We start from the raw sequence: 20,855 nt of genomic DNA, 5'->3' as shown, positions 1-20,855 counted from the left end.
TTCATTACCTTTTTTTAGGATTTTTAATGAAAAAATAGGTTGTTCTTCTGTAATACCCGTCATTGTGGTGGTCAATTTTAATTGAAAGGAGTGAGTCACTATGCCTAGAAAAGGAGAAAATATTTATCAACGAAAAGATGGTCGTTGGGAAGGACGCTATCGAAAGGCTAGAGATTCACAAGGAAAACTTGTTTATGGTTCTGTTTACGGAAAGAAGTATATGGAAGTAAAACTGAAATTAGAGCAGATTAAAGCTCAGTATAGTAGTCAAAAAGCTTATTCAAAACTATTTTCAGGAACAACGACAGAATGGTTAAATTATTGGTTAGATCATTTAGTGATCGGACAGGTAAAAAAATCAACATTTGCTTCTTACAAAACCAAATTAAATAATCATATCGTTCCATATATTGGACATAAAAAACTAAGCCTACTTCAAAAGAAAGATATCCTGGAGCTTCTTTTTTACTTAGGAGATAAAGGACTGAGTACAACAACCATTCACAACACATTAACGATTTTTAAAGGTGCGTTAACGAAAGCAGTTGTAGAAAAAGCATTGGTTGAGAATCCTTTTGATGGAGTTGTCTTTCCTCCTATTAAAAAGAAAGCTATAACAATTCTTTCACTTGAGCAACAAAAAAAATTAGAAAGCATAGAACTTCAAAAGAAAGAATGTTCTCCTATTATTATCGCCTTATATACAGGATTACGAATTGGAGAAATCAGCGGATTAACCTGGGCTGATATAGATTTAGATAATCGAATTATTCATGTCGTTCGAACTGTACAACGGATATCTGTCACTGGAAAAACAGCAAAAACGGAGATTTTATTTGATTTACCAAAATCAAAACAATCCCTAAGGAAAATCCCAATAGCACAAAACCTATATACCTACCTATCACAAAAAAAGGAAGCCACACAAGGCAGCTTTGTTATCAACAATCATAATTCATATGCTGAGCCTCGTTTAATCAATTATCATTTTAGACGAGCAATCAAACAAGCAGAAATCACAGGCATTCATTTCCATGCACTGAGGCATACATTTGCGACACGTTGCATTGAAAATGGTATTGATATTGCAACTCTTAGTCATTTATTAGGTCACCAATCAATCAAACTGACTTTAGATACCTATGCTGGATCATTGTGGGAGACTCGTGAACAGGCAATGTCTGTTATTGATGCTCAGTTAAATCTGGCAGAATAGTTACTGTGATAAACATAAACCGTCAAAAAAATCGTCAACGTTAACATTATTGCTGTTAGAAAAAGGATAAGTCTTCCTTAACTTAGAATGGATAATTCTGAGAAAAAAAATTAGGTAGAACACATATAGTATTACTGACATTATACGTAATAAGTTGCAATCAATAAAGAAATATGAATTATTGATTGCTTGAAACTATCAAATTCAAAGGACTAGTCATAATTAATTTAATAAAAGTTGAAAGGATAAGTCACATGCATAAAATTAGTTTGGTATCTTCGTCTATCACTATGAAAAAATCTATAGAAGAGGCTTTTACGCGTGAAAATAGTATGATTCAAATATTTCCCAAAGAGATAGATTTGAATCAGTTGAAAGAGTCAGAAATCATTATTTTGGAAGAAAATAGTCCAGAAGACATCAGTTATCTTTGTTCAATTATTTTTTCAATCAAAGAACAAGCAAGTTCATTTATTTGGATATTATCGAATCAACGATGCTACATTAATGATCAAGTTTATCTTCAAATAGGAGTTGATGCCATATTAGATGGCAAATGGTTTCCGGAAGAGGTTGCCTTAACTGTCCGAAATACTTTTTCTCGTTTTAAAGAAGGAAAATCAAAGAAAATTATTTTAAGCCATAAAAGAAATAAGGACAGAAGTTACTTAGAAATGAGAATGGGAAGTCAAAGTGTGCTAGTGAAATCAATTGGGAAAGAAAAGGAAATAGAGCTAACCAAAAAGGAGTATAAACTATTGGCCTTACTTATAAGTGATCCTACGAGGGCATTTTCATACCAAGAAATTCATAAACAAGTGTGGAATCAACTAAATTCAAGTAATAATTATCGAATAGCGAATCTGGTGCTTCATCTTAGAAATAAACTGGATGAAAATGAAAAAGACAGTTATATAAAAACAGTAAGGTCAATTGGTTATCGATTAGTTGACTTGGAAATAAGAAATTAAGGTACTAAGTATCGTTTAGATGAATCTATAAGCGACAGATATATTTAGTTTGAGATGACTATTATTCCATCGGTGATAAAGAGCTGTAAGGAGGAAAAAATGAGAAACAAGAAATTAATATATAGGAGTATGGTTTGCAGTTTAGGAATACTTAGTTTGTTAGGAATATTATGGGTTAGTATTCAATCTACTTCTATTAGTGCTAAGCCGAGCGGCACACCAATTATTATTGATAAGAAGGATCCTAATGTACCTGAGGAGGGTCCAGACTATTCTTTTGAACTACCAAATGATGCTACTAAGTTAGTAGAAGAAGATCTCATCAATAATAGTCAATTTGATGGTTTTGTGCAAAATGAGGATATTGTAACAAACTTTAAAAAAGAAACAAAGTTTATTGGATATAATTCTATTCCTAATTTTAAAGATAGTTTTGAAGGGAAATTTATACAAGTTCCTAATAAAGAAGAATATATTATACAAGTTTCTATCAGTAATAGTCCTACTAATGGAACAATTTTACTAGTTAAAGTAGATAGTAACGGGAATTATATCAGTAAATTTTCTTTAGCTGATTTATCAGTATATGGATCAGATTGGCAACCTGTAAATAAAAATTTACAAAGTCCTTCAACGTGGTTTATATCAAATGTAACAAATATTGAGTTAAGTGATGGGAAAGGTATTGTATATTATTCGCAAGGAAATGGGACAAATAATGGTTATGTAAAAAAATATGTATACTATAATTTAGCTGATTTTAAAGTTTTATCTAAAGGTATAGCATCAGGTTGGGGTGTTGGATATACAAATGGATCTGGATATGGTTCAGTTGGACCGGTGTCAGCATCAAATAAAGATGCAGCGCTAAACGGACTAGATGGTAAACCTAAGGATCGCTTTCAGATTCCTGCACTTTCTGATTTTGGTTCATCCAAAATAACTACAGGAAGAATTGAATTTGGGGTAAATAGATTACATAGTTTATCTGATGGAAGTGTAGGTGGAACATTTACATACTCAGATAAAGGCTTTTTAGGCAATGGTGAGGAGGCTATCATTTGGGATGAAAAAAATGGAGATTTACCTAGACAGATAAAAAATAGATTTGGTTTAATTAAAGGAAAAAATACACATTTTCAGATAATTGCTGAATTAAGTTCAGACAAAGAAGTATATTATCAATATACGTTAGCCAATGAATTCTATAAAATAGTCAAATATTCTATTGCAACAAATACTTTTACAGTAATAAGATCGTTTGAAGCGGGAACTTCTCTTAAATTTTTTAAGAAAGGAAATGAAATATCTTTTATAGGGTATGTACCTATATTACCCAACAATAACATAAAAGAGGCGACTATTGCAGGAGTAATGGATGTAGAACTAAATATATTATCCGTATCAAATATACCATCTAATGTTCCGCTTGACTTTTTAGATATAGTAGGATTATATAATGAAAAATTTTTAACTATTGGAAATACTATAAAAAAAGGTAATTTTATTGATGAGTGGGTTGGTCAGGATAGTAATGCCGTATTTTTAGGCGTATTAAGAACAATTCCAGATTATTCCCCTATCATTGAGTCTCCCAGTAGTATATCTCTTAATTTAGATATATTTAAGAATGAAGAATCATCGATAAAAGAAAGTATTCTATTAAGTAAAGATGGTGGGAAGCAAGCTATTAGAGTTTATGATGAACATGATATTAATAAATCATTAAATCCAATATCAGAACAAGAATTTCAAAAAAGACTTAATCGTAATCCAAAAGATATCACATTACCAATAGACTGGAAATCGTTAGGATTTGACGAAGACAACACAGGGCCGCAACGGGTAACCTATTTTGTTACTGATAGTCAAAAACAAGCAACAGCGACCTCTCGTATCATTAATGCAAAAACAGGTAAAACAAAAGAAAAAGACAACTATTTTTTAGATGCTAATAACTTTTCTTTGCCACTGACAGATGTTTCCACCTTGACAGAAAAGGCAGTTAAAATCAAGGCTAAAACAAAGGCTTGGAACGGGAATTTGGAAGATGAGTTTTTAGATGAAGATGCGACAAAGGAGACCCCATTCCTCAGTTCAAAAGTAACCTTTCCGATGCCAGATCAGCTAAAAGCAATTCAAGAGACAAAAAAAGTTGGGGTCTACCCTCTAGATATTGAATACAAAGGGGCGGACGCAATCAAGGTTTCTAATCGTATATGGGTGTTTGTGACAGATAAAAATACTGTTGTAGATAAAGAAAATAATATCGTCATGTATGCCAATGATTATTATCGTCCTGTGCATGAAGCGAAGAATGAAAATGCAGTGAAAATGTGGGGATACACGCCAAAAACACCTGCTGAAGGAGAAACACCAGCAGTGCCAGAAGTACCTGGTGCAGATATTAAAGTGTACAACTACAAGGCAACAGAACAGACTGGAGATACGCTACCAATGCTAGCTGATAAAGATAAAACTACGTATTTAAGTGTCAATGAGGAGCTGCTAACCGCGATTAGAGAGACACCCTCACCATTACCAAATGGTGAAACAAGTAGAAATTATCCAGCTCAGATTAGCTATACTGCTAATAATAAAACGACCACCGCAAGCATTACTGTTACACTAGGTCAAGAACTTACCGATGTAACGATTCGTTTTGTGGATGAAGATGGGACATCAATTAATGCCAATGTGATTTTAAAAGATCGTCAAATCAACTCAACAATTGATTTGTTAAAAGAACAAGCAATTACAGATGTGAATAAAGTACTCGTGGATTCTAAGAACTATGAACAAAAAATTATCCCAGAAACCTATAAGGTTCAGGTTGAAAATAATGAAGTAACCTATATTTTTAAAGGACTCCTTCGTTTAGTTGATGTTTCAGAGGAATTAACGTTCCAACAAGGTTACACCTCACCCAATGATCAAGTATTAGAATATGAATCATCCAATGACTTTGTGGTGAATGTGGGGGATTATAGAAATTATACCGCTCTAACAGGTGAAGAAAAGAGAGCGAAACAAAGAGGGAACTTTAGCATATCGGTTGCACTGTCTTCACCATTTAGGTTGGTGGGTTCAGATGGGCAACCAATGACAAAAGTGTTATCTGAAGCCCTTTTAAATTATACACCTAAGAATGTGGTCGAACCGCTCACGATTACTCCAGAAGGGGTTACGATTCATTCCTCAACGCAATCAACAGAAGATCCAAAGAAAACAGATTTCTCACTAAAACTGGATGAAAAAAATAAAACAGGAAGAACTGGAAAAGGATGGTCATTATTTGTTCCATCCAAGAAAGTACAAAAAGGAACGTATCAAGCAGAATTGACATGGTCATTAACGACAGGTCCATAGGAGGAAATGAAGATGAAAAAAATGGTCCAGTATAGCTGTTTAATTGGCATAGCTTTTCTATTAATGATAGGCCTATCCGCAACACCAGTATTTTCGGAGAGTACAGCGGATGGACAAACACCAGTAGGTGTGACCTTTGTTGAAGGGGATCCTACAGAAACTAGTGACTCTAAATTTTCAGAGAAACAAGTGGGAAGAACGCCTTCATGGTTACCAGAAACAGGAGAGATGGCAACAATCTTTGGATTGCTAGGTTTTCTTCTCGTAATAGGGATTGTAAGTACTTATTATTATCGACAAAAGAACCATTGAAAGACTTAAAAGTGGCATTAAGCATAACCTAAGGTTATCTATGCAATATAAATGAAAAGAGAGAAAGGAAGAAACATAGAATGAAAAAGTATATACTAAGTAGTTTTCTATTAAGTATTGCTGCACTAACATTATTTGGCCATACAACATTGGCACAAACAGTAAAAGGAAACTCAAAAGCGGATATTCAATTTGAAAAAGGGGAGCTTCCATCAGTGGTAGATCCAACAGATCCCAACACTTCAGTAACACCCAGTCCAGGATTGAGTAAACCTATAGAAACAACAGATGGTGTCGGGGTAACGGCAGTTCCCTTCTTTAGTTTTGGCACAGTAAAAGTGAATGCTTTAAGTCAAGAATATCCTATACAAAAAGGAATGTATACTAAAGGTGAGGGAGAAGATAAGTCCACTTATTATTCTCCTCAGTTCCTTCAAGTTGCAGATGTTTCAGGAGCAGATAAGCTTTGGTCTGTGAGCGTTGGCCAAGATGCTGTTTTTACTTCAGGAGAAGGAAAAGACAAACAAACATTAGAGAACACACGAATTCGCTTATACGGTCAAACAATCACAAATAGTTTACAAGAGCCAGGGAAAGATTTGATAGGTTTTAACCAAAGTGAAGGGTATGGAGAAATTCCTGTAGGATCTACAACGTTAGAAGTATTCAGTTCCAAAAAAGCTGGATTTACAAATAGTTCAATGTCTTCCCTAGTATTTGAAAATAACTATACAGAAGAAAGTAAATCTACTGAAAAAGGTACGAGTGATGGTGTGAAATTGTATGTTCCGAGTAGTGATAAACCAAAGGTAAATAACAAGTATACCGCCAATTTAACATGGACGTTAGCAGTAACACCATAAAAAAGAAATATACTAAAGAAAAATATAGAAACAAAGAGGAGAAAAAATGATGAAAAAATTAGTTATCAGCAGTTTATTAGTAAGTACAGTAGCATTAGGTGGATTTGGAATGTCTGTGTCAGCAGCTCCAACAACAAACGGAAAGGCATCATTTACAGATAAGGATGCGCATACGCATGTTGTAAAACCACAAACGTTAGAAGCAATTAAAGATGTCACAGGAGGTCAAGCACCAGATGGATCTGTTGCAGAAAGTGGAGCAGTTCGATTAATGTATGCACCGACTTTTGATTTTGGAATCAATCAAATTTCAACCATTGATGCAGATTATGCTGTGAAGATGAACTCTGTTCAACCTATTACTTGGACAGAAAACATTGAAACAAAGCCGTCTACTTGGACACACAAAAATACACAAACAGGTGATCCTGCAAAAGACGCAGCAGCCTATGATATCCCACAATTTGTCCAAGTATCGGATATTTCAGGAATAGATACAACGAATTGGAATGTAACGGTGAAACAAGATACAGCATTTACTAATGGAACTGGAGCAGATGCCAAAACATTAAAAGCCGGCACAACGATTGATATTTATGGACAAACATTGACAACAACGTCAGAAACAGCTGTAGCGAATCTTGCAGCGGGGATGACTATGGATGCCTCAGGTAAAGCATCTATTCCTATTGGAAAAGATGTCGGTGGATTAAAAGTATTAGGTCGTAAAGACTCAACCGCAGCAAGTGCGACTACAGGAACGATTACGTCAAATGTCTTCAAGAAAGAGTATGGTGAAGCAGATTATAGTTCAACTAAAACAGCAACATCAACTGAAGATTTTCGTTATAATAACGATGTGAAATTACATGTACCAGCTCAAAAAATTACGAAAGACGTTACTTATTCAACAACCTTAACATGGGCAGTCACAATTGGTGAATAATTAAAGATAAATCTACGTTTGGGCGGGCAAGTGCCCGCTCTTTTTTTAATAGAAAGGAAGCAAGTAATGAAGAAAATTATACATAGTCTACTCCTTATACTGGTGTGTTTTATTTTACCTACAGGAATTGTAAAGGCAGAAGAAGCACCAGAAGGAAGTATTCCATTATCAGTAAAAGCGAATATCCCAGAAAATCAAGAAGAAGGGAAGGAAGGGTATTTTTCATTAAAGGTACAACCAGGAGCGGAACAAGAACTAAGTATTTCACTAAAAAATACAGGGGAAAAAGAAATAGAAGTAGCTTTAGCCGTTAATACAGCGACAACGAATCAAACAGGAAGTATCGAATATGGACAACTGTACGATAAGAAGAAGAAAGATACGAGTTTGAAATTTCCACTTTCAGAATTGTTAATACCAGAAGCAAAAACAGTGAAAATTCCTGCAAAAAAAGAAATAGAAGCAACATTCAAACTGTCTGTACCAGCTGAACGATTTGAAGGAATGTTATTGGGTGCCATTAATGTATCACCAGTAAATAGTGAAGAAAACAATAAGAGTAATGGCGCTGTTGTTATAAAGAATAGATATGCGTATAATATAGGTGTGAAATTAACGGAAGAAGAAGACCCAGGAGAAATCAAAAATACATTGGATCTTTTAGGCATTGAGGCTTCACAGATAACAGGAAGAAATACGATTTTAGCACGGATCCAACATGCCAATCCGACCATTGTAGATGAAGTTTCATATGAAGCAAAAGTGTACAAAAAAAATAGCGATGCTATTTTGCATGAAAAGAAAGCAGAGAATTATCGAATTGCCCCAAATAGTACGTATGAATTTCCGATTTCATGGGAAAATGAGCGTTTTCAAGCAGGAGACTATCGGTTAAAAATGGTAGTGAGTTCAAAGAAAACAGGGGAAAAATGGGAATTTGACAAAGAATTTGCGATCACTCGTGAAGAAGCGAATAAATTGAATGAGACAGCGATTGATTTAACTCCTGACTATACTCGTTGGATTATTTTAGGAGTGGTAGCCTTTGTAGTTCTTATTGTCGGACTGATAGTATTGGTAATTCTGTTACGTCGACGGAAGCAGAAACGTCAAGCATTAGAAAGAGCGAGAGCAAAAAAGAAAAGAAAGAAAAAAGCAGGTGTAGCAAATAATAGAAAGAAAACTGAGACAGGGAAGCCAAAGAAACGAAAGGACTCAAGGGAATGACATTATCAGAGCAAGAAGAACAAGAACTGCCAGTTGTTGAGCTGGAAGAAGCATCACTTCTTTTAGAGGAACAAGAGGTTGTGGAAGAGGAAGAAATGTCAGAGCAGAAATTTCCTTGGAAGCTATTAAGCGGATTGGTAAGCGGTCTCCTAGTCGTGAGTCTTTTAATGGGTTTTTATTTTCTGTATCCAGCAACATGGAAAGTGAAAGGCGACTGGAAAACAAAAACAAGACCTTTTATTGAGATGTCCATTGATTCGTCAAAAAATACAACAATAGAGTTTTTGAATTACGGAGGAGCGAGAGGAATTACGCTCCAGTTTATCGGTAAACTAGAGGCAGTAAATTTTAATAAGTATCAACTAACAAAGATCAAAGGGGAACTACATTTTGATAAGGACCAAGTATCCTCAGACCAACTAAAGCCCTTTGACGAAAATCGCTCATTCTATAAACCTGTATCTGGAACAAAACAAACAGTCCAGTATCAATTGACCAAAAAAGGCTTAGAAAAATTGATGGGCACAAAAGAAGCAGGCCGTTATTTTGTTTTTGATCGAGTATCACTGATTCCCTGGAAGACACCAACATTCTGGCTGAACAATTCTTTAGTATCAGAAAGACGTATAGAATTTACTAAGGAGTAATAGAAAATATAATAAAAGCGATGAAAAAATAGAAACGATGGACAAGGTTGTAAGAAAGCAACCTTGTTTCTATCGTTTTCAATCTAAAACAATGGATTGCATCGGAGAAAGAACACTATATTACATTTATCATCTAACAACAAGTATACTTATTATATAGTCACTATTTTTGCAATGTTGCTTTAAATCGAATCTTAATTATCTAGGAACTGTAATCTGCCTGATAGGGCTATTCATTTGCTGGCAACGCTTAGAAATGATGATAGTGAATATGTTAGAAAATCATGCGGCAATGCACTAAGGGATATTAGTAAAAAATATCCTGAAAAAATTATGGAGGAATTATCGTTATGGCAAGCTAGTAAGGAAGAGCTTCAAATAAAAAAATTTATTTTCAAAAATAAACATTTAGGACATTTTCTTAATAACAATAAAAAAGGACTGAATCATCTTGTTGACAACTGAACGTATCTCTTTTCAACACGAAGAACAAATAATTCTAAACGATATTACCACATCATTCGAAAAAGGGAGCCATACAACGATTACCGGACCATCTGGCAGTGGGAAAAGTACCTTGCTTAAATTACTGGCTTCTTTATTAACTCCGACTAAAGGAGTCATCCTATTCAATGACCAAAACATTGCAGAGTTAACACCAGAAAAGTATCGCATGCAAGTTTCCTACTGCTTTCAACAACCATCATTATTCGGTGAAACTGTGCGAGATAATTTTATGTTTCCATACGAAGTACGCAAAAAAGAGTTTCAAGAGAGCCATGTACTAGGTTTGTTAAAGGAAGTTAAACTCTCTGAAAGTTATTTGGATAAAAAAATCACCAAATTATCCGGTGGCGAAAAACAGCGTATAGCCTTAATCCGTAATGTGATTTTTCTCCCTGAAGTGTTACTGTTAGATGAGGTAACAGCAGGTTTAGATGAAGAAAGCAAAGCAATCGTCAATCAATGGTTGTTAAAATTGAATCAGGAAAAAAATGTAACATTGATTCGTGTCACGCATGATCCTGAAGAAATTGCTCAAGCCTCGATCGTCAAAAAAATCGTAGCGGGTAGCTTGGAGGGCGCAAAATGAATCTAGCTGTCAATGATCTGTCACTTTTATTTGCTGGAATGCTAGTTGTAGTAGCATTACTGATCAGTTATAAAGAAAAATTAGGATTTACCAAAGATATTATAATCAGTGTTTGCCGGGCAATTGTTCAACTTGTTTTAGTTGGATACCTTCTTAAATATGTCTTTCAAATCGACAATGTGATTTTAACCGTAGTCATGGCTGGAATTATTATTGTCAATGCTGCGTTGAATGCAGGGAAACGTAGTAATCATCTGAAAAATGGTTTTTGGATCTCTTTGTTGGCAATATTTTGTAGTACAGGAGTCACGATCGGTGTTCTGGTTTTATCAGGTGCGATTCGGTTTATTCCTTCGCAGATCATTCCTATTAGTGGCATGATCGCTAGTAATTCAATGATTGCGATTGGTTTATGTTATCGGAATATGGATAGTTTATTTCATGATCAAAGACAAGCTGTGCTTGAAAAATTAGCATTAGGTGCAGATATCAAGTTAGCTTCTCGCTCGATTGTTAGAGCAAGTATCCGAACTGGAATGGCGCCAACCATTGATTCTGCTAAAACGGTTGGGATCGTTAGTTTACCTGGGATGATGTCAGGACTGATTTTTGCTGGAGTTGATCCAGTTCATGCAATCAAGTATCAAATCATGGTGACCTTTATGTTGCTTTCGGCTACAAGCATTGGTTCAGTTATTGCAACTTATTTAGCGTATAAAGAGTATTATAATGATAGAAAACAATTGATTATATAATTGGCTTGTTAAAAGATAAGATGAATTTTGTCTTGTCTTTTTTTGTATACTTTGTTTTATAAAAGTATAGACATTTAAAAGGGTTCGCTTTATAATAGTAGTGAATAGGATCGCGAAAAGTATTTTGAGGAAAGTAGGGACAGTCATGCAAAGAACATTTAAAGAAGATTTCTGGTGGGGCGCTGCGACATCAGGCCCGCAAAGTGAAGGGCGTTTTAATAAAAAACATGCGAATATGTTTGATTATTGGTATGAGATCGAACCAACAGATTTTTATGATCAAGTTGGTCCAGATGTGACGTCTAATTTTTATAATAGTTTCAAAGAAGATATTGCATTGATGAAAGAAATTGGCTTGAATAGTGTTCGTACTTCGATTCAATGGAGTCGTTTGATCGATGATTTGGAGCTTGGATCGGTCAATGAAGATGCGGTTCGTTTTTATAATGAAGTGATTAATGCGTTTTTAGAAGCTGAGATTCGTCCTGTGATGAATTTACATCACTTTGATTTACCTGTAGAACTGTACCATAAATACGGTGGATGGGAATCAAAACATGTCGTTGATTTGTATGTAAAATTTGCGGAAAAATGTTTTGAACTTTTCGGTGATCGCGTGAAGGATTGGTTTACTCATAATGAGCCGATTGTGGTTGTTGAAGGAGAATACTTACATCAATTCCATTATCCAAAAATCGTGGATGGTAAAAAAGCAGTACAAGTTGCATATAATCTGAATTTAGCTTCTGCCAAAGCAATTCAAGCGTTCAGAAAAATGGGGCTGCAAAATGAAGGTGGTAGAATTGGAATCATTCTAAATTTAACCCCAACTTATCCTGCATCTGATTCACCCGAAGATGTAGCTGCGGCCAATATTGCTGAGTTATTTAATAATCGAATGTTTTTAGATACCGCAGTACATGGAGAATTTCCACAAGAGTTAGTTGATTTATTTATCAAAGATGGTGTTCTTTGGGAAAGTACACCAGAAGAATTAGTGATAATCAAAGAAAATACAATTGATGTTTTGGGAGTTAATTTCTATCATCCTAACCGTGTACAAGCACCGGATATTGCACCAAATAGTGTGGGAGCTTGGCTTCCAAATCGTTATTTTGATGAGTATAATATGCCAGGACGTCGAATGAATATCGATCGAGGCTGGGAAATTTATCCTAAAGCATTATATGATATTGCCATCAATATTCGTGATAACTACAATAATATTCCGTGGTTTGTCTCTGAAAATGGAATGGGAATTTCTGGCGAGGAACGTTTTATGAATGAAGTAGGTGTTGTTCAAGATGATTATCGTATTGATTTTATTCGAGAACATTTAGAATGGGTTCATCAAGGAATCGAAGAGGGTTCTAATTGTTTTGGTTATCATTTATGGACACCGATCGATTGTTGGTCGTGGGCAAATGCCTATAAGAACCGTTATGGTTTCATCTCTACTAATATTCATACGCAAATCAAAACAATCAAAAAATCAGGTCATTGGTTTAAAACGGTTGCCCAAACAAATACAGTAACAGATAAATAAAAAAAGAATGTGACGCAAAATGGATTATCCGTTTTGTGTCACATTCTTTTTTTTAACTAGGCATAATCAACATTTAAAATAGAATAACTTCTTTGATCGTACCGATTTCGGCTACATGAAAACTCGATGGGACGACCATTTTTTGAATAGACAACTTGCTGTACTTCAAGTACAGGATCATCTTTTTTGCAATTTAAATAGTGTTGATCGTATTCATCAGATTTATCTGCTTGAATATTTCGATAGGCTCCTGCAAAATCGAGAGATAACTGTTCTTTAATATACGTATAAATAGAGTCTTTCAAAATATCTGTTGTGAGGCCAGGGACTAAATCACAAGGCATAAACGTATGTTCCAAAATAAAGGGCTCATCTTCAAGAATCCTAAGACGAATAATCTTGTAAACAGGCTGTTCTTTAGAAATAGCTAAACGTTCTTGGACTTCTTTAGAAGGAAATTCGACTTCAAATAAGATCACTTGGCTTTTTAACTTTTTATGGCGGTCATGCATTTGTTTGCTAAGCCCATCATATTCATTAGCTGGTGAAGTATCTTTGTCCCAAAAAGAGCGATTCAATACTTTGGTGCCTGAACCTCGTTGAGAGTATAAAAGTCCTTCCATGACTAAAATACCGATTGCTTTTTTAACTGTCATTCGGCTTACATTAAATTCTTTTACCAAATCTGTTTGGTTAGGAATCAAGGTATCTGTTTTATAAATATTATTCTTTATTCGTTCACGCAAAGTATCTGCGATTTCTTCATATTTTGGCTTCATATCGTTACAACCTCCTCATGTGTATTGTAACTGATTATGAATGTATAGACAATTAAAGAAAAAAAGTGCAATTAAATCGCACTTTCTTTTTCTTTATCTAATAAACGTAAGAATGGATACCAGATCAGACCGACAAGGAGTAGATCGATAAGTTGTAAGATACCGCCTAAGATCGAATTTGTTGCTAGCATGCCACTAAAGAAAATTGGAACAGTCCAAGGGACAGATACACCAGTTGGAGGTGGAATAATGCCTGCCGCCATTACAAGATAATTAAGCACTGTAACGATCAGTGGAGCTAGTACCCAAGGAATTAGGATAGTCGCATTTAAAACGATTGGTAAACCAAAAATTACGGGTTCATTTACGTTGAAAATTCCAGGCGCTAAACTTAAACGACCAATATCTCGGTATTGTTTTTTCTTCATGACAAAGGCCATGATCAAAATAACTGCAAGAGTCATACCAGAACCACCCAAGCCAACAGTGAAAGTTTCCATAAAGGGTTTTGTAATGATATGGGGTAATTTTTCTCCTGCTTTATAAGCATCTAAGTTTTCTAACATTAAAGTGTTCCAAATAGGATCCATTACAGAATTAACAATGATTTGTCCGTGTAAACCGAAGAACCATAAAAATTGGACAAAGAATAAAGCAATTAAAGTTGCCGGTAAGCTGCTGCCTAAGCCGACTAACGGTTTTTGGATAACTTCATAAATGACATCATGAAGATTAGTTTTGAACAAACCAGTAACGATTGCATTGATAAACAGAAAAACAGATAACGTTAATATAGCAGGAATCAAGGCAGCAAATGATTTAGCGACAGCAGGTGGTACACCATCTGGCATTTTAATTTGCCAACCCTTTTTAGTGATTCTACAATAAATTTCACCAGCAAGAAAGGCTGCGATCATCCCAATAAACATCCCTTTAGCGCCTAAACGATCTAAAGATAGGACACCAGATACTTCTGTACCATCTTCAAGTGTCATCATAAATGGAGTTAGAAGTAGAAAACTAGCAAATGAAACTGCTCCGCCAAAAATGCCTTCAACGTCATAAGATTTAGATAAATAATAGCCAATACCGAACGTAACAAAGACTGCCATAATGCTCATTGTCGCATTTTGACCGTTACCAAATAAAGAGGATAAAGTTCCTTTGGTAGTGTCACTAAAAAAAGGTAAGTTGTTGATAACGACAATGATTGATCCGAACATTGTTAAGGGAAAAGACAACATAAAAGCATCTCTTAAAACAGAAAGATAACGATTTTGTCCGAGTTTATTGGCAAGTGGCATGATCTTTTCTCCAAGAGAATCCATGAAACTATTCATACTGATCAGTCCTTTATAGTTTATTTGTAATCGATTACAAAAATAATATACCACTTTATTTATTAAATGTCTATACTTTTATCTTTAATGAATATATATATATATGCGGATGAAAAAAGAGCAAACCACAAGGGTTTGCTCTTTTCTTGATTTATTTAGATAAAATCGGAATGCTTCAATTTCTAAATACTAGCGCCGCCACCACCGGAAGAACCGCCTCCGCCAGAGAAGCCACCTCCACCGCCGAAGCCGCCGCCACCACTTGAAGAGCCACCGCCAAAACCGCCACCCCAATACCAAGGACCACCGCCGCGACCACCTCGGCCGCCACGTCCCCCAAATAATATGAGAGGCAGGATAATAAGGAGAACGAAGAAAACACTGAAGAATCCTTCGCCATCAGAGCTGTCTTCTGAGGCAAATTGATCTATTTCATCATCTGACAAAGCATTTTTATCAACAGGATAGTCATAATGTTTATCGATTAAAGTAGTGACTGCATTAAATGTATACTGTAGTCCCTTATTGATCGAAGTATCATTAGATGATTTCAGATCATCTTTAGCATGTTGCAGAATATTTCCAGCAACGCTATCGGTAATGACATCTTCCAAACCATAACCAACTTCAATCCGGACATTTCGTTCGCCATCATTGACTGCGTAAAGAATCAAAACGCCGTTATCTTCTTTTTGATTACCAATTTTCCATTTTTTAAATAAATCGGGCGCATAACTATCAATACTGTCACCATCAGTCGAATCAATCACAGCCAAAACAACTTGTGGTGCTTCTGTTTTTTCTTTATAAAGCTTGCCTTTTTGATCAACTAAATTTTTAGTTGTTTCATCCAGAATTCCTGGTTGGTCCAGGTAAAAATGATCGGGTGAAGCAGGTAAGTTTTCAGCAAAAGCAGGTAGTTGAAAGCCAAGGAAACAGGTGACAAGGAAAAATAATAGGCTAGGGAATAAACCTCGTCTAAAACGTTTCATCGATCATCACTTCCCACTAGAAGTGCTAGTAGAATTATCAAAATTCACGGAAGGTACAGTGCTAGCTGTTGGATCAGCTTTAAAGTAATCCTTCTTACCTAGACCCATCATATTTGCAAAGATATTTTTAGGGAAAGAAACCACTTGTTCATTGTATTCTTTCACGACTTCATTGTAACGTTTACGTTCAACTGAAATACGGTTTTCAGTGCCTTCTAATTGTGTCATTAATGTTTGCACATTATCATTTGATTTTAGCTCAGGATAATTTTCATTGATGACATTGATCAACGTTCCAACAGATTGATCCAACTCTTGGCTAGCTTTGATTTTATCTGAGTCATTGTTAGCAGAACCATAAGCCTCACGAGCTTTAGCAATATCACCAAAGACTTTTTGTTCTTGCTGCATGCTTCCCTTTACGCTGTTGACTAAGTTTGGCACGAGATCTGCTCTACGCTGCATCACGTTTTCTACTTGACTCCATTGAGACTCTACTGATTGTTCTTTTTTCGCTAATCCGTTGTATTGACTGACCCCGAAAACGCCTAGTAAAACAATGACGATTACAGCGATCAAGCCAAATCTTGTTTTGTTGTTTTTCATGTCTTTTCCTCCTAAAATTAAAAAACTGAGTGAGCTCGTGAAACGAGCCTTTTAAAGTTGATGTAATGATATTGTAATGTTTTTGCAATGTTTTGACATCCAACTTAAGACCTATTTTTTATAAACAGATGGTTTTATATTGTTAATTATAAGGAGTTTTAAGCGATAAGCCAAAGAAACCGACTTTTTATGAAAACTTGTTTAGTGTAAAAACGTATCATTTGTCAGCTCTAGTATTTTGTATTAGGGTAAAAGAGTAAGCTGGTAGTTCTTTTTTATTGCCAACAAATTCATAGGAGGAATCAAGATGACAGAAAAAATCGAAAATCCGTTAACAAGATTCTACGATGGGAAATTTGAAAAACAATCACAGGAAGCACCCGCATTACAACAAAAAATGACACCTGTACCTGATTGTGGAGAAACTTCATATAAAGGGTCTGGCAAATTGGAAGGGCGTAAGGCACTAATTACAGGTGGAGATTCTGGAATCGGTCGTGCTGCGGCCATTGCATATGCAAGAGAAGGTGCAGATGTGGCAATCAATTACTTACCTTTTGAAGAAGAAGATGCGAAGGAAGTTAAATCATTGATTGAAGCAGAAGGACGTAAAGCTGTGTTAATACCAGGTGATCTAAAAGAAGAATCATTTACACGCAAACTTGTTCATGAAGCTGCTAAAGAGTTAGATGGTTTGGATATTTTAGTCCTAAATGCAGGTATGCAGCAAGCTGTGGAGAACATCAAAGACTTATCCACACAACAAATAATGGATACGTATACGACAAATATCATATCAATGTATTGGACAGTGCAAGAAGCGTTAGATTACTTGCCAAAAGGCGGTAGTATTATCACAACGACTTCGATTCAAAGTGCTGAACCAAGTGCAAATTTATTAGATTATGCCGCAACAAAAGGGGCGATCACTTCGTTTAGTAAAGGCTTATCCGCACAATTAGCTTCTTCAGGGATTCGTGTAAACACCGTTGCACCGGGACCTATTTGGACAGCCTTACAAATTTGTGGTGGACAACCACCAGAAAAAATTCCAGAATTTGGACAGCAAGAATCAATTGGCAGAGCGGGACAACCTGCTGAATTGGCTGCTGTGTACGTGTTCTTAGCTTCAAATGAGGCCAGTTATGTTACTGGACAAGTTTATTCGATCACTGGTGGTAGTTTCTTTGCCTAACTAATTTCTTTATGTAAGGAGATGAATGATAATGCCTTGGGATTTAAAAGATTATCCAAGTTCGTTTAAAAACTTTGAGCTTTTATTAAAAAAGAAAGCCATTGAGATTGCGAATGCATTAGTCAGTGAAGGGTATCCAGATGATAGAGCGATCCCGATTGCGATTTCACAATCGAAAAAGTGGCTTGACGAAGCGACCGATACTGAAAAAGCTGCTTTTAAGAAGATGGCTGATCCTAAAAAGACAGACAAACACAGCGATAAAAAAATCAATACAGATTTGTTAGATAATGATGTGTTGGTTTTTTATAAAGAAAATCGGTGGTATGTTCAGACGAAAAATGCTGAAAAAGCGGTTGATTCATTTGATACTAAAGAACAAGCGATAGAAAGAGCAAAAGAAATCGCTGAAAATAAAGACTCAAAGGTTGTTGCGTATAAAAAAGACGAAGAGCCTAATACTTGATCATGTGATAGTAGATTTTTAGATAAAAATAACAAAATAGCTATGGAGTTCGTTAACAATTGACTTCCATAGTTATTTTGTTATTTTTTTAATTGAGTCCAATCATTTTGAAAACTCAAAAATAGATTAGACCCAACGTTTCTTTAATTTGTAGCGGTTACATTATATAGTGAGTACAGGAGGAGCAAGATGATTGATTATCGAATGAGTTATCTTACTGGCATGTCGCACAGTGTAGGGTACTCCTTTCAAGAACTGAGCGAAATGACAGGATTACCTACAGAAACAGTGATTGATCAGTTAGGAAAAATTGATGAGCAGCTGCAGAAATTTTCCTACGAACCGATTTATTGGGAAAAAGACAAACTCTATTTTCCAAAGCAAGTAGCTGATAAATGGTTGGAACTTCATTTTAGCAAGTTGGAAATAGAAATCTTCTATTCAGAGTATGAAAGACAAGCGCTGCTTTATCTGTTGACGTTTACTGCAGACGAGGATTTATCTGTGTTTCATTATCAAGAATTTTTTCAAGTCAGTAAAAATACGATTTTAGCGGATATCAAAAAGTTACGGAAACACTTAGCTATACAGCAAATCAGTTTAGACTATTCACGAAAAAATGGGTTTTATTTATCGGGGAACGAAGAGCAGATTCGGATTCAAGCACATCAGATGATTGCCAAAGTCGTCACATCAGTTTCAGGGAAATGGGGCTTAAAAAAAGGCTTGGTCAAGTATACAAGAACGTTTGAAGCAGACGTTCGTACGTATCTTTTTGACACGATCAAAGCAAGTGAGTTGGTTATTGTACCCAGCCGAATTGAAGAGACGATTTATTTTATGGCGTATGTTTTAAGGCGGGCAAAATCACATTCAATTAAGTTGGATAGACAAGCAAAAGAGAGGTTAAAAGAGCTGAATGCGTTTCATGGAAGTCAGTTGTTTTTAGCTAAATTTTCGAACATCTTAGATTCTGAAAGTGAAGAATTCTATTTCACAGTCATTTTTATGACGATCACACAAGGAGAAATCCGTGATACAGCGCTAGAATTTTTGCTAGAATGTGGGAGCCAAATCATTCATGAGATGGAACGTTTGGCGGTCATCGAATTTAAAGCCTATCGAAAATTACTACTCGATCTTTTTTATCATTTAGTGCCAGCTTTTTTTAGAATCAAGTATCATTTTTCGCTGACCAATGTGTTGATAGAAGAAATCAAAGAACAATATGGTGAGCTATTCGCCTTAACCAAAATAGCGCTACACCCTTTAGAGAGGCTGACAGGTCAAGCGATCCCTGACGAAGAAGTGGGGTATTTTACGATTCTATTTGGTGGTGAAATCGGGAATCAGCGGGAGTTAAATCGGGTGAGCCGGTATAAAGCATTGGTTTTATGTCCAAGTGGAATTAGTTCTAGTCTAATCATGCAATCAGAGTTGAAGGAACTTTTTCCAACGATCGACTTTAGTTTAACAACAACCGTTGATCAATTAGAAAGTATTGCCGAATCTGAATACGATGTGATTTTTTCGAGTGTTCCATTAGATACGCCAAAGAAAACGTATTTGATCAATCCAATCATGACGCAGTTAGAAAAAAATAACTTGATCCGACATGTGCAAGAAGAGTTATTGATACCAGGAATCGTTGTCCCTTCTATCGACGAAATTATTGAAACGTTATTACCGTATATCGAGTTAAAAAAGGGTGTTACCAAAGAAAAAATATACAGAATTTTAAATCGAAAAATGATCAAAAAACTAAAAGTGAAAGAAGATGAGAAGCCAATGCTATCGGAGTTGCTAACGACAGAAATGATTCAGTTGACGGATAAAAAATTAACGTGGGAAGAAGCGATTGCTTATGCGGCCCAACCTCTAAAAGAGCAGGGGAAGATTACAGAGAATTATATTGAAGCGATGATTAAAAAGGTGAACGATTATGGCGCCTTTATTCATATTGGGAAAGGAATCGCCTTGCCTCATGCAAGACCTGAAGATGGGGTCAAACAATTAGGAATGTCCCTTTTAAAAGTGGAAGAACCGGTGTTGCTTTTAGATGATCCGAAGCATGAAATAACGATTTTTATCTGTTTAGCGGCTGTTGATAATGAGATGCATTTAAAAGCATTGGCAAGTTTAACGAAGATTTTATCCAATAAAGAGAATTTAGAAAGACTATTAGTAGCAAAGGATCAAGCAACAATTATTCAGTTATTAAAGGAAGGAGAATCATTATGAAAATGGCAGCAGTTTGCGGATCTGGATTAGGATCTAGTTTTATGGTGGAAATGAATATTAACAGTGTGTTGAACGAATTAGGGGTAACAGGAGTTGAGGTGGCCCATTATGATATGGGAAGTGCCACACCGGATTTGGCAGATGTCTTTTTTGTCGGTGGGGATTTAGCAGATAGTGCGCAGCATTTAGGAAATGTAGTTATTTTAGACAGTATTATCGATATGGACGAATTGAGAGAAAAAGTGAAAGCCGTTTGTAGCAAAGAAGGGTTACTTTAAAGTCTAAAGAAGG

The 20,855-nt window shown here is 35.6% G+C and carries 19 protein-coding genes and 1 pseudogene; 16 read left to right on the top strand and 4 right to left on the bottom strand.

The genetic code is table 11. The features are described 5' to 3' along the window. The first annotated feature begins 100 nt into the window (after window positions 1-100). The 12 genes and pseudogenes from IGJ02_RS13130 (at window position 101) to IGJ02_RS13075 (ending at window position 12,945) form a co-directional block, all read left to right on the top strand. Window positions 101-1,216, top strand: a complete 1,116-nt coding sequence (locus tag IGJ02_RS13130) for a tyrosine-type recombinase/integrase (protein WP_430602300.1) — start codon at window positions 101-103, stop codon at window positions 1,214-1,216. Window positions 1,217-1,470: 254 nt separating this feature from the next. Beyond that, window positions 1,471-2,187 carry a winged helix-turn-helix domain-containing protein gene (locus tag IGJ02_RS13125; RefSeq protein ID WP_430602299.1) on the top strand — a complete coding sequence of 239 codons (717 nt, stop codon included), beginning with the start codon at window positions 1,471-1,473 and terminating at the stop codon, window positions 2,185-2,187. Between the two features lie 99 nt (window positions 2,188-2,286). Continuing rightward, entirely contained in the window at window positions 2,287-5,556 is a 3,270-nt protein-coding gene (locus tag IGJ02_RS13120) for a hypothetical protein (RefSeq protein WP_430602298.1), read from the top strand. Between the two features lie 12 nt (window positions 5,557-5,568). Next, window positions 5,569-5,868 (top strand): LPXTG cell wall anchor domain-containing protein, encoded by a 300-nt coding sequence (locus IGJ02_RS13115; protein WP_430602297.1) that lies wholly within the window; start codon window positions 5,569-5,571, stop codon window positions 5,866-5,868. Window positions 5,869-5,948: 80 nt separating this feature from the next. Beyond that, window positions 5,949-6,731: a WxL domain-containing protein gene (locus IGJ02_RS13110; protein ID WP_430602295.1), complete on the top strand. Its 783-nt coding sequence runs from the start codon at window positions 5,949-5,951 to the stop codon at window positions 6,729-6,731. 46 nt (window positions 6,732-6,777) lie between these two features. Beyond that, on the top strand, window positions 6,778-7,677 hold the full coding sequence (locus IGJ02_RS13105; RefSeq protein ID WP_430602293.1) for a WxL domain-containing protein: 900 nt from the start codon (window positions 6,778-6,780) through the stop codon (window positions 7,675-7,677). Window positions 7,678-7,743: 66 nt separating this feature from the next. Then, the gene (locus IGJ02_RS13100; protein ID WP_430602292.1) at window positions 7,744-8,904 is read left to right on the top strand and encodes a WxL protein host-binding domain-containing protein; all 1,161 of its coding nucleotides are present in this window, start codon (window positions 7,744-7,746) and stop codon (window positions 8,902-8,904) included. Beyond that, on the top strand, window positions 8,901-9,551 hold the full coding sequence (locus IGJ02_RS13095; protein WP_430602291.1) for a hypothetical protein: 651 nt from the start codon (window positions 8,901-8,903) through the stop codon (window positions 9,549-9,551). The genes IGJ02_RS13100 and IGJ02_RS13095 overlap by 4 nt, the downstream gene beginning before the upstream one ends. A gap of 219 nt (window positions 9,552-9,770) precedes the next feature. Next, a pseudogene (locus tag IGJ02_RS13090) lies at window positions 9,771-10,016 on the top strand (DNA alkylation repair protein); the annotation flags it as partial. Beyond that, window positions 10,003-10,644, top strand: coding sequence for an ABC transporter ATP-binding protein (locus tag IGJ02_RS13085; RefSeq protein ID WP_430602289.1), 642 nt, complete (start codon window positions 10,003-10,005; stop codon window positions 10,642-10,644). The pseudogene IGJ02_RS13090 and the gene IGJ02_RS13085, both read left to right, overlap by 14 nt. Beyond that, entirely contained in the window at window positions 10,641-11,399 is a 759-nt protein-coding gene (locus IGJ02_RS13080) for an ABC transporter permease (protein WP_430602288.1), read from the top strand. Before IGJ02_RS13085 ends, IGJ02_RS13080 begins: the two co-directional genes overlap by 4 nt. 145 nt (window positions 11,400-11,544) lie before the next feature. Further along, window positions 11,545-12,945 (top strand): glycoside hydrolase family 1 protein, encoded by a 1,401-nt coding sequence (locus tag IGJ02_RS13075; RefSeq protein ID WP_430602287.1) that lies wholly within the window; start codon window positions 11,545-11,547, stop codon window positions 12,943-12,945. Between the two features lie 56 nt (window positions 12,946-13,001). Here IGJ02_RS13075 and IGJ02_RS13070 read toward each other — a convergent pair whose 3' ends face one another. From IGJ02_RS13070 to IGJ02_RS13055, 4 genes are all read right to left on the bottom strand, one after another. Then, complete coding sequence (locus IGJ02_RS13070) at window positions 13,002-13,724, bottom strand: GntR family transcriptional regulator (RefSeq protein WP_430602286.1); 723 nt, start codon at window positions 13,722-13,724, stop codon at window positions 13,002-13,004. A gap of 71 nt (window positions 13,725-13,795) precedes the next feature. Continuing rightward, the gene (celB, locus tag IGJ02_RS13065) at window positions 13,796-15,064 is read right to left on the bottom strand and encodes a PTS cellobiose transporter subunit IIC (RefSeq protein WP_430602285.1); all 1,269 of its coding nucleotides are present in this window, start codon (window positions 15,062-15,064) and stop codon (window positions 13,796-13,798) included. Between the two features lie 182 nt (window positions 15,065-15,246). Further along, window positions 15,247-16,056, bottom strand: coding sequence for a TPM domain-containing protein (locus IGJ02_RS13060; protein ID WP_430602284.1), 810 nt, complete (start codon window positions 16,054-16,056; stop codon window positions 15,247-15,249). Between the two features lie 6 nt (window positions 16,057-16,062). Then, the gene (locus IGJ02_RS13055) at window positions 16,063-16,662 is read right to left on the bottom strand and encodes a LemA family protein (protein ID WP_010762751.1); all 600 of its coding nucleotides are present in this window, start codon (window positions 16,660-16,662) and stop codon (window positions 16,063-16,065) included. Between the two features lie 307 nt (window positions 16,663-16,969). Between IGJ02_RS13055 and IGJ02_RS13050 the strand changes: the two genes are divergently transcribed. From IGJ02_RS13050 to IGJ02_RS13035, 4 genes are all read left to right on the top strand, one after another. Continuing rightward, entirely contained in the window at window positions 16,970-17,857 is an 888-nt protein-coding gene (locus IGJ02_RS13050; RefSeq protein ID WP_010762752.1) for an SDR family oxidoreductase, read from the top strand. 31 nt (window positions 17,858-17,888) lie between these two features. After that, window positions 17,889-18,323 carry a DUF2188 domain-containing protein gene (locus IGJ02_RS13045; RefSeq protein ID WP_430602282.1) on the top strand — a complete coding sequence of 145 codons (435 nt, stop codon included), beginning with the start codon at window positions 17,889-17,891 and terminating at the stop codon, window positions 18,321-18,323. A 189-nt stretch (window positions 18,324-18,512) separates the two neighbouring features. Continuing rightward, window positions 18,513-20,564, top strand: coding sequence for a BglG family transcription antiterminator (locus tag IGJ02_RS13040; protein ID WP_430602281.1), 2,052 nt, complete (start codon window positions 18,513-18,515; stop codon window positions 20,562-20,564). Continuing rightward, a complete protein-coding gene (locus IGJ02_RS13035; RefSeq protein ID WP_010762755.1) occupies window positions 20,561-20,842 on the top strand; it encodes a PTS sugar transporter subunit IIB in 282 nt (93 codons plus the stop codon). Before IGJ02_RS13040 ends, IGJ02_RS13035 begins: the two co-directional genes overlap by 4 nt. Window positions 20,843-20,855 lie beyond the last annotated feature (13 nt).

This window comes from Enterococcus sp. DIV0724b, from assembly GCF_050531475.1.
In the GTDB taxonomy this organism is placed as follows: domain Bacteria; phylum Bacillota; class Bacilli; order Lactobacillales; family Enterococcaceae; genus Enterococcus_L; species Enterococcus_L haemoperoxidus.
Note: the sequence above shows the minus strand (reverse complement) of the source record. Positions and strands in the feature narration are given on the sequence as shown.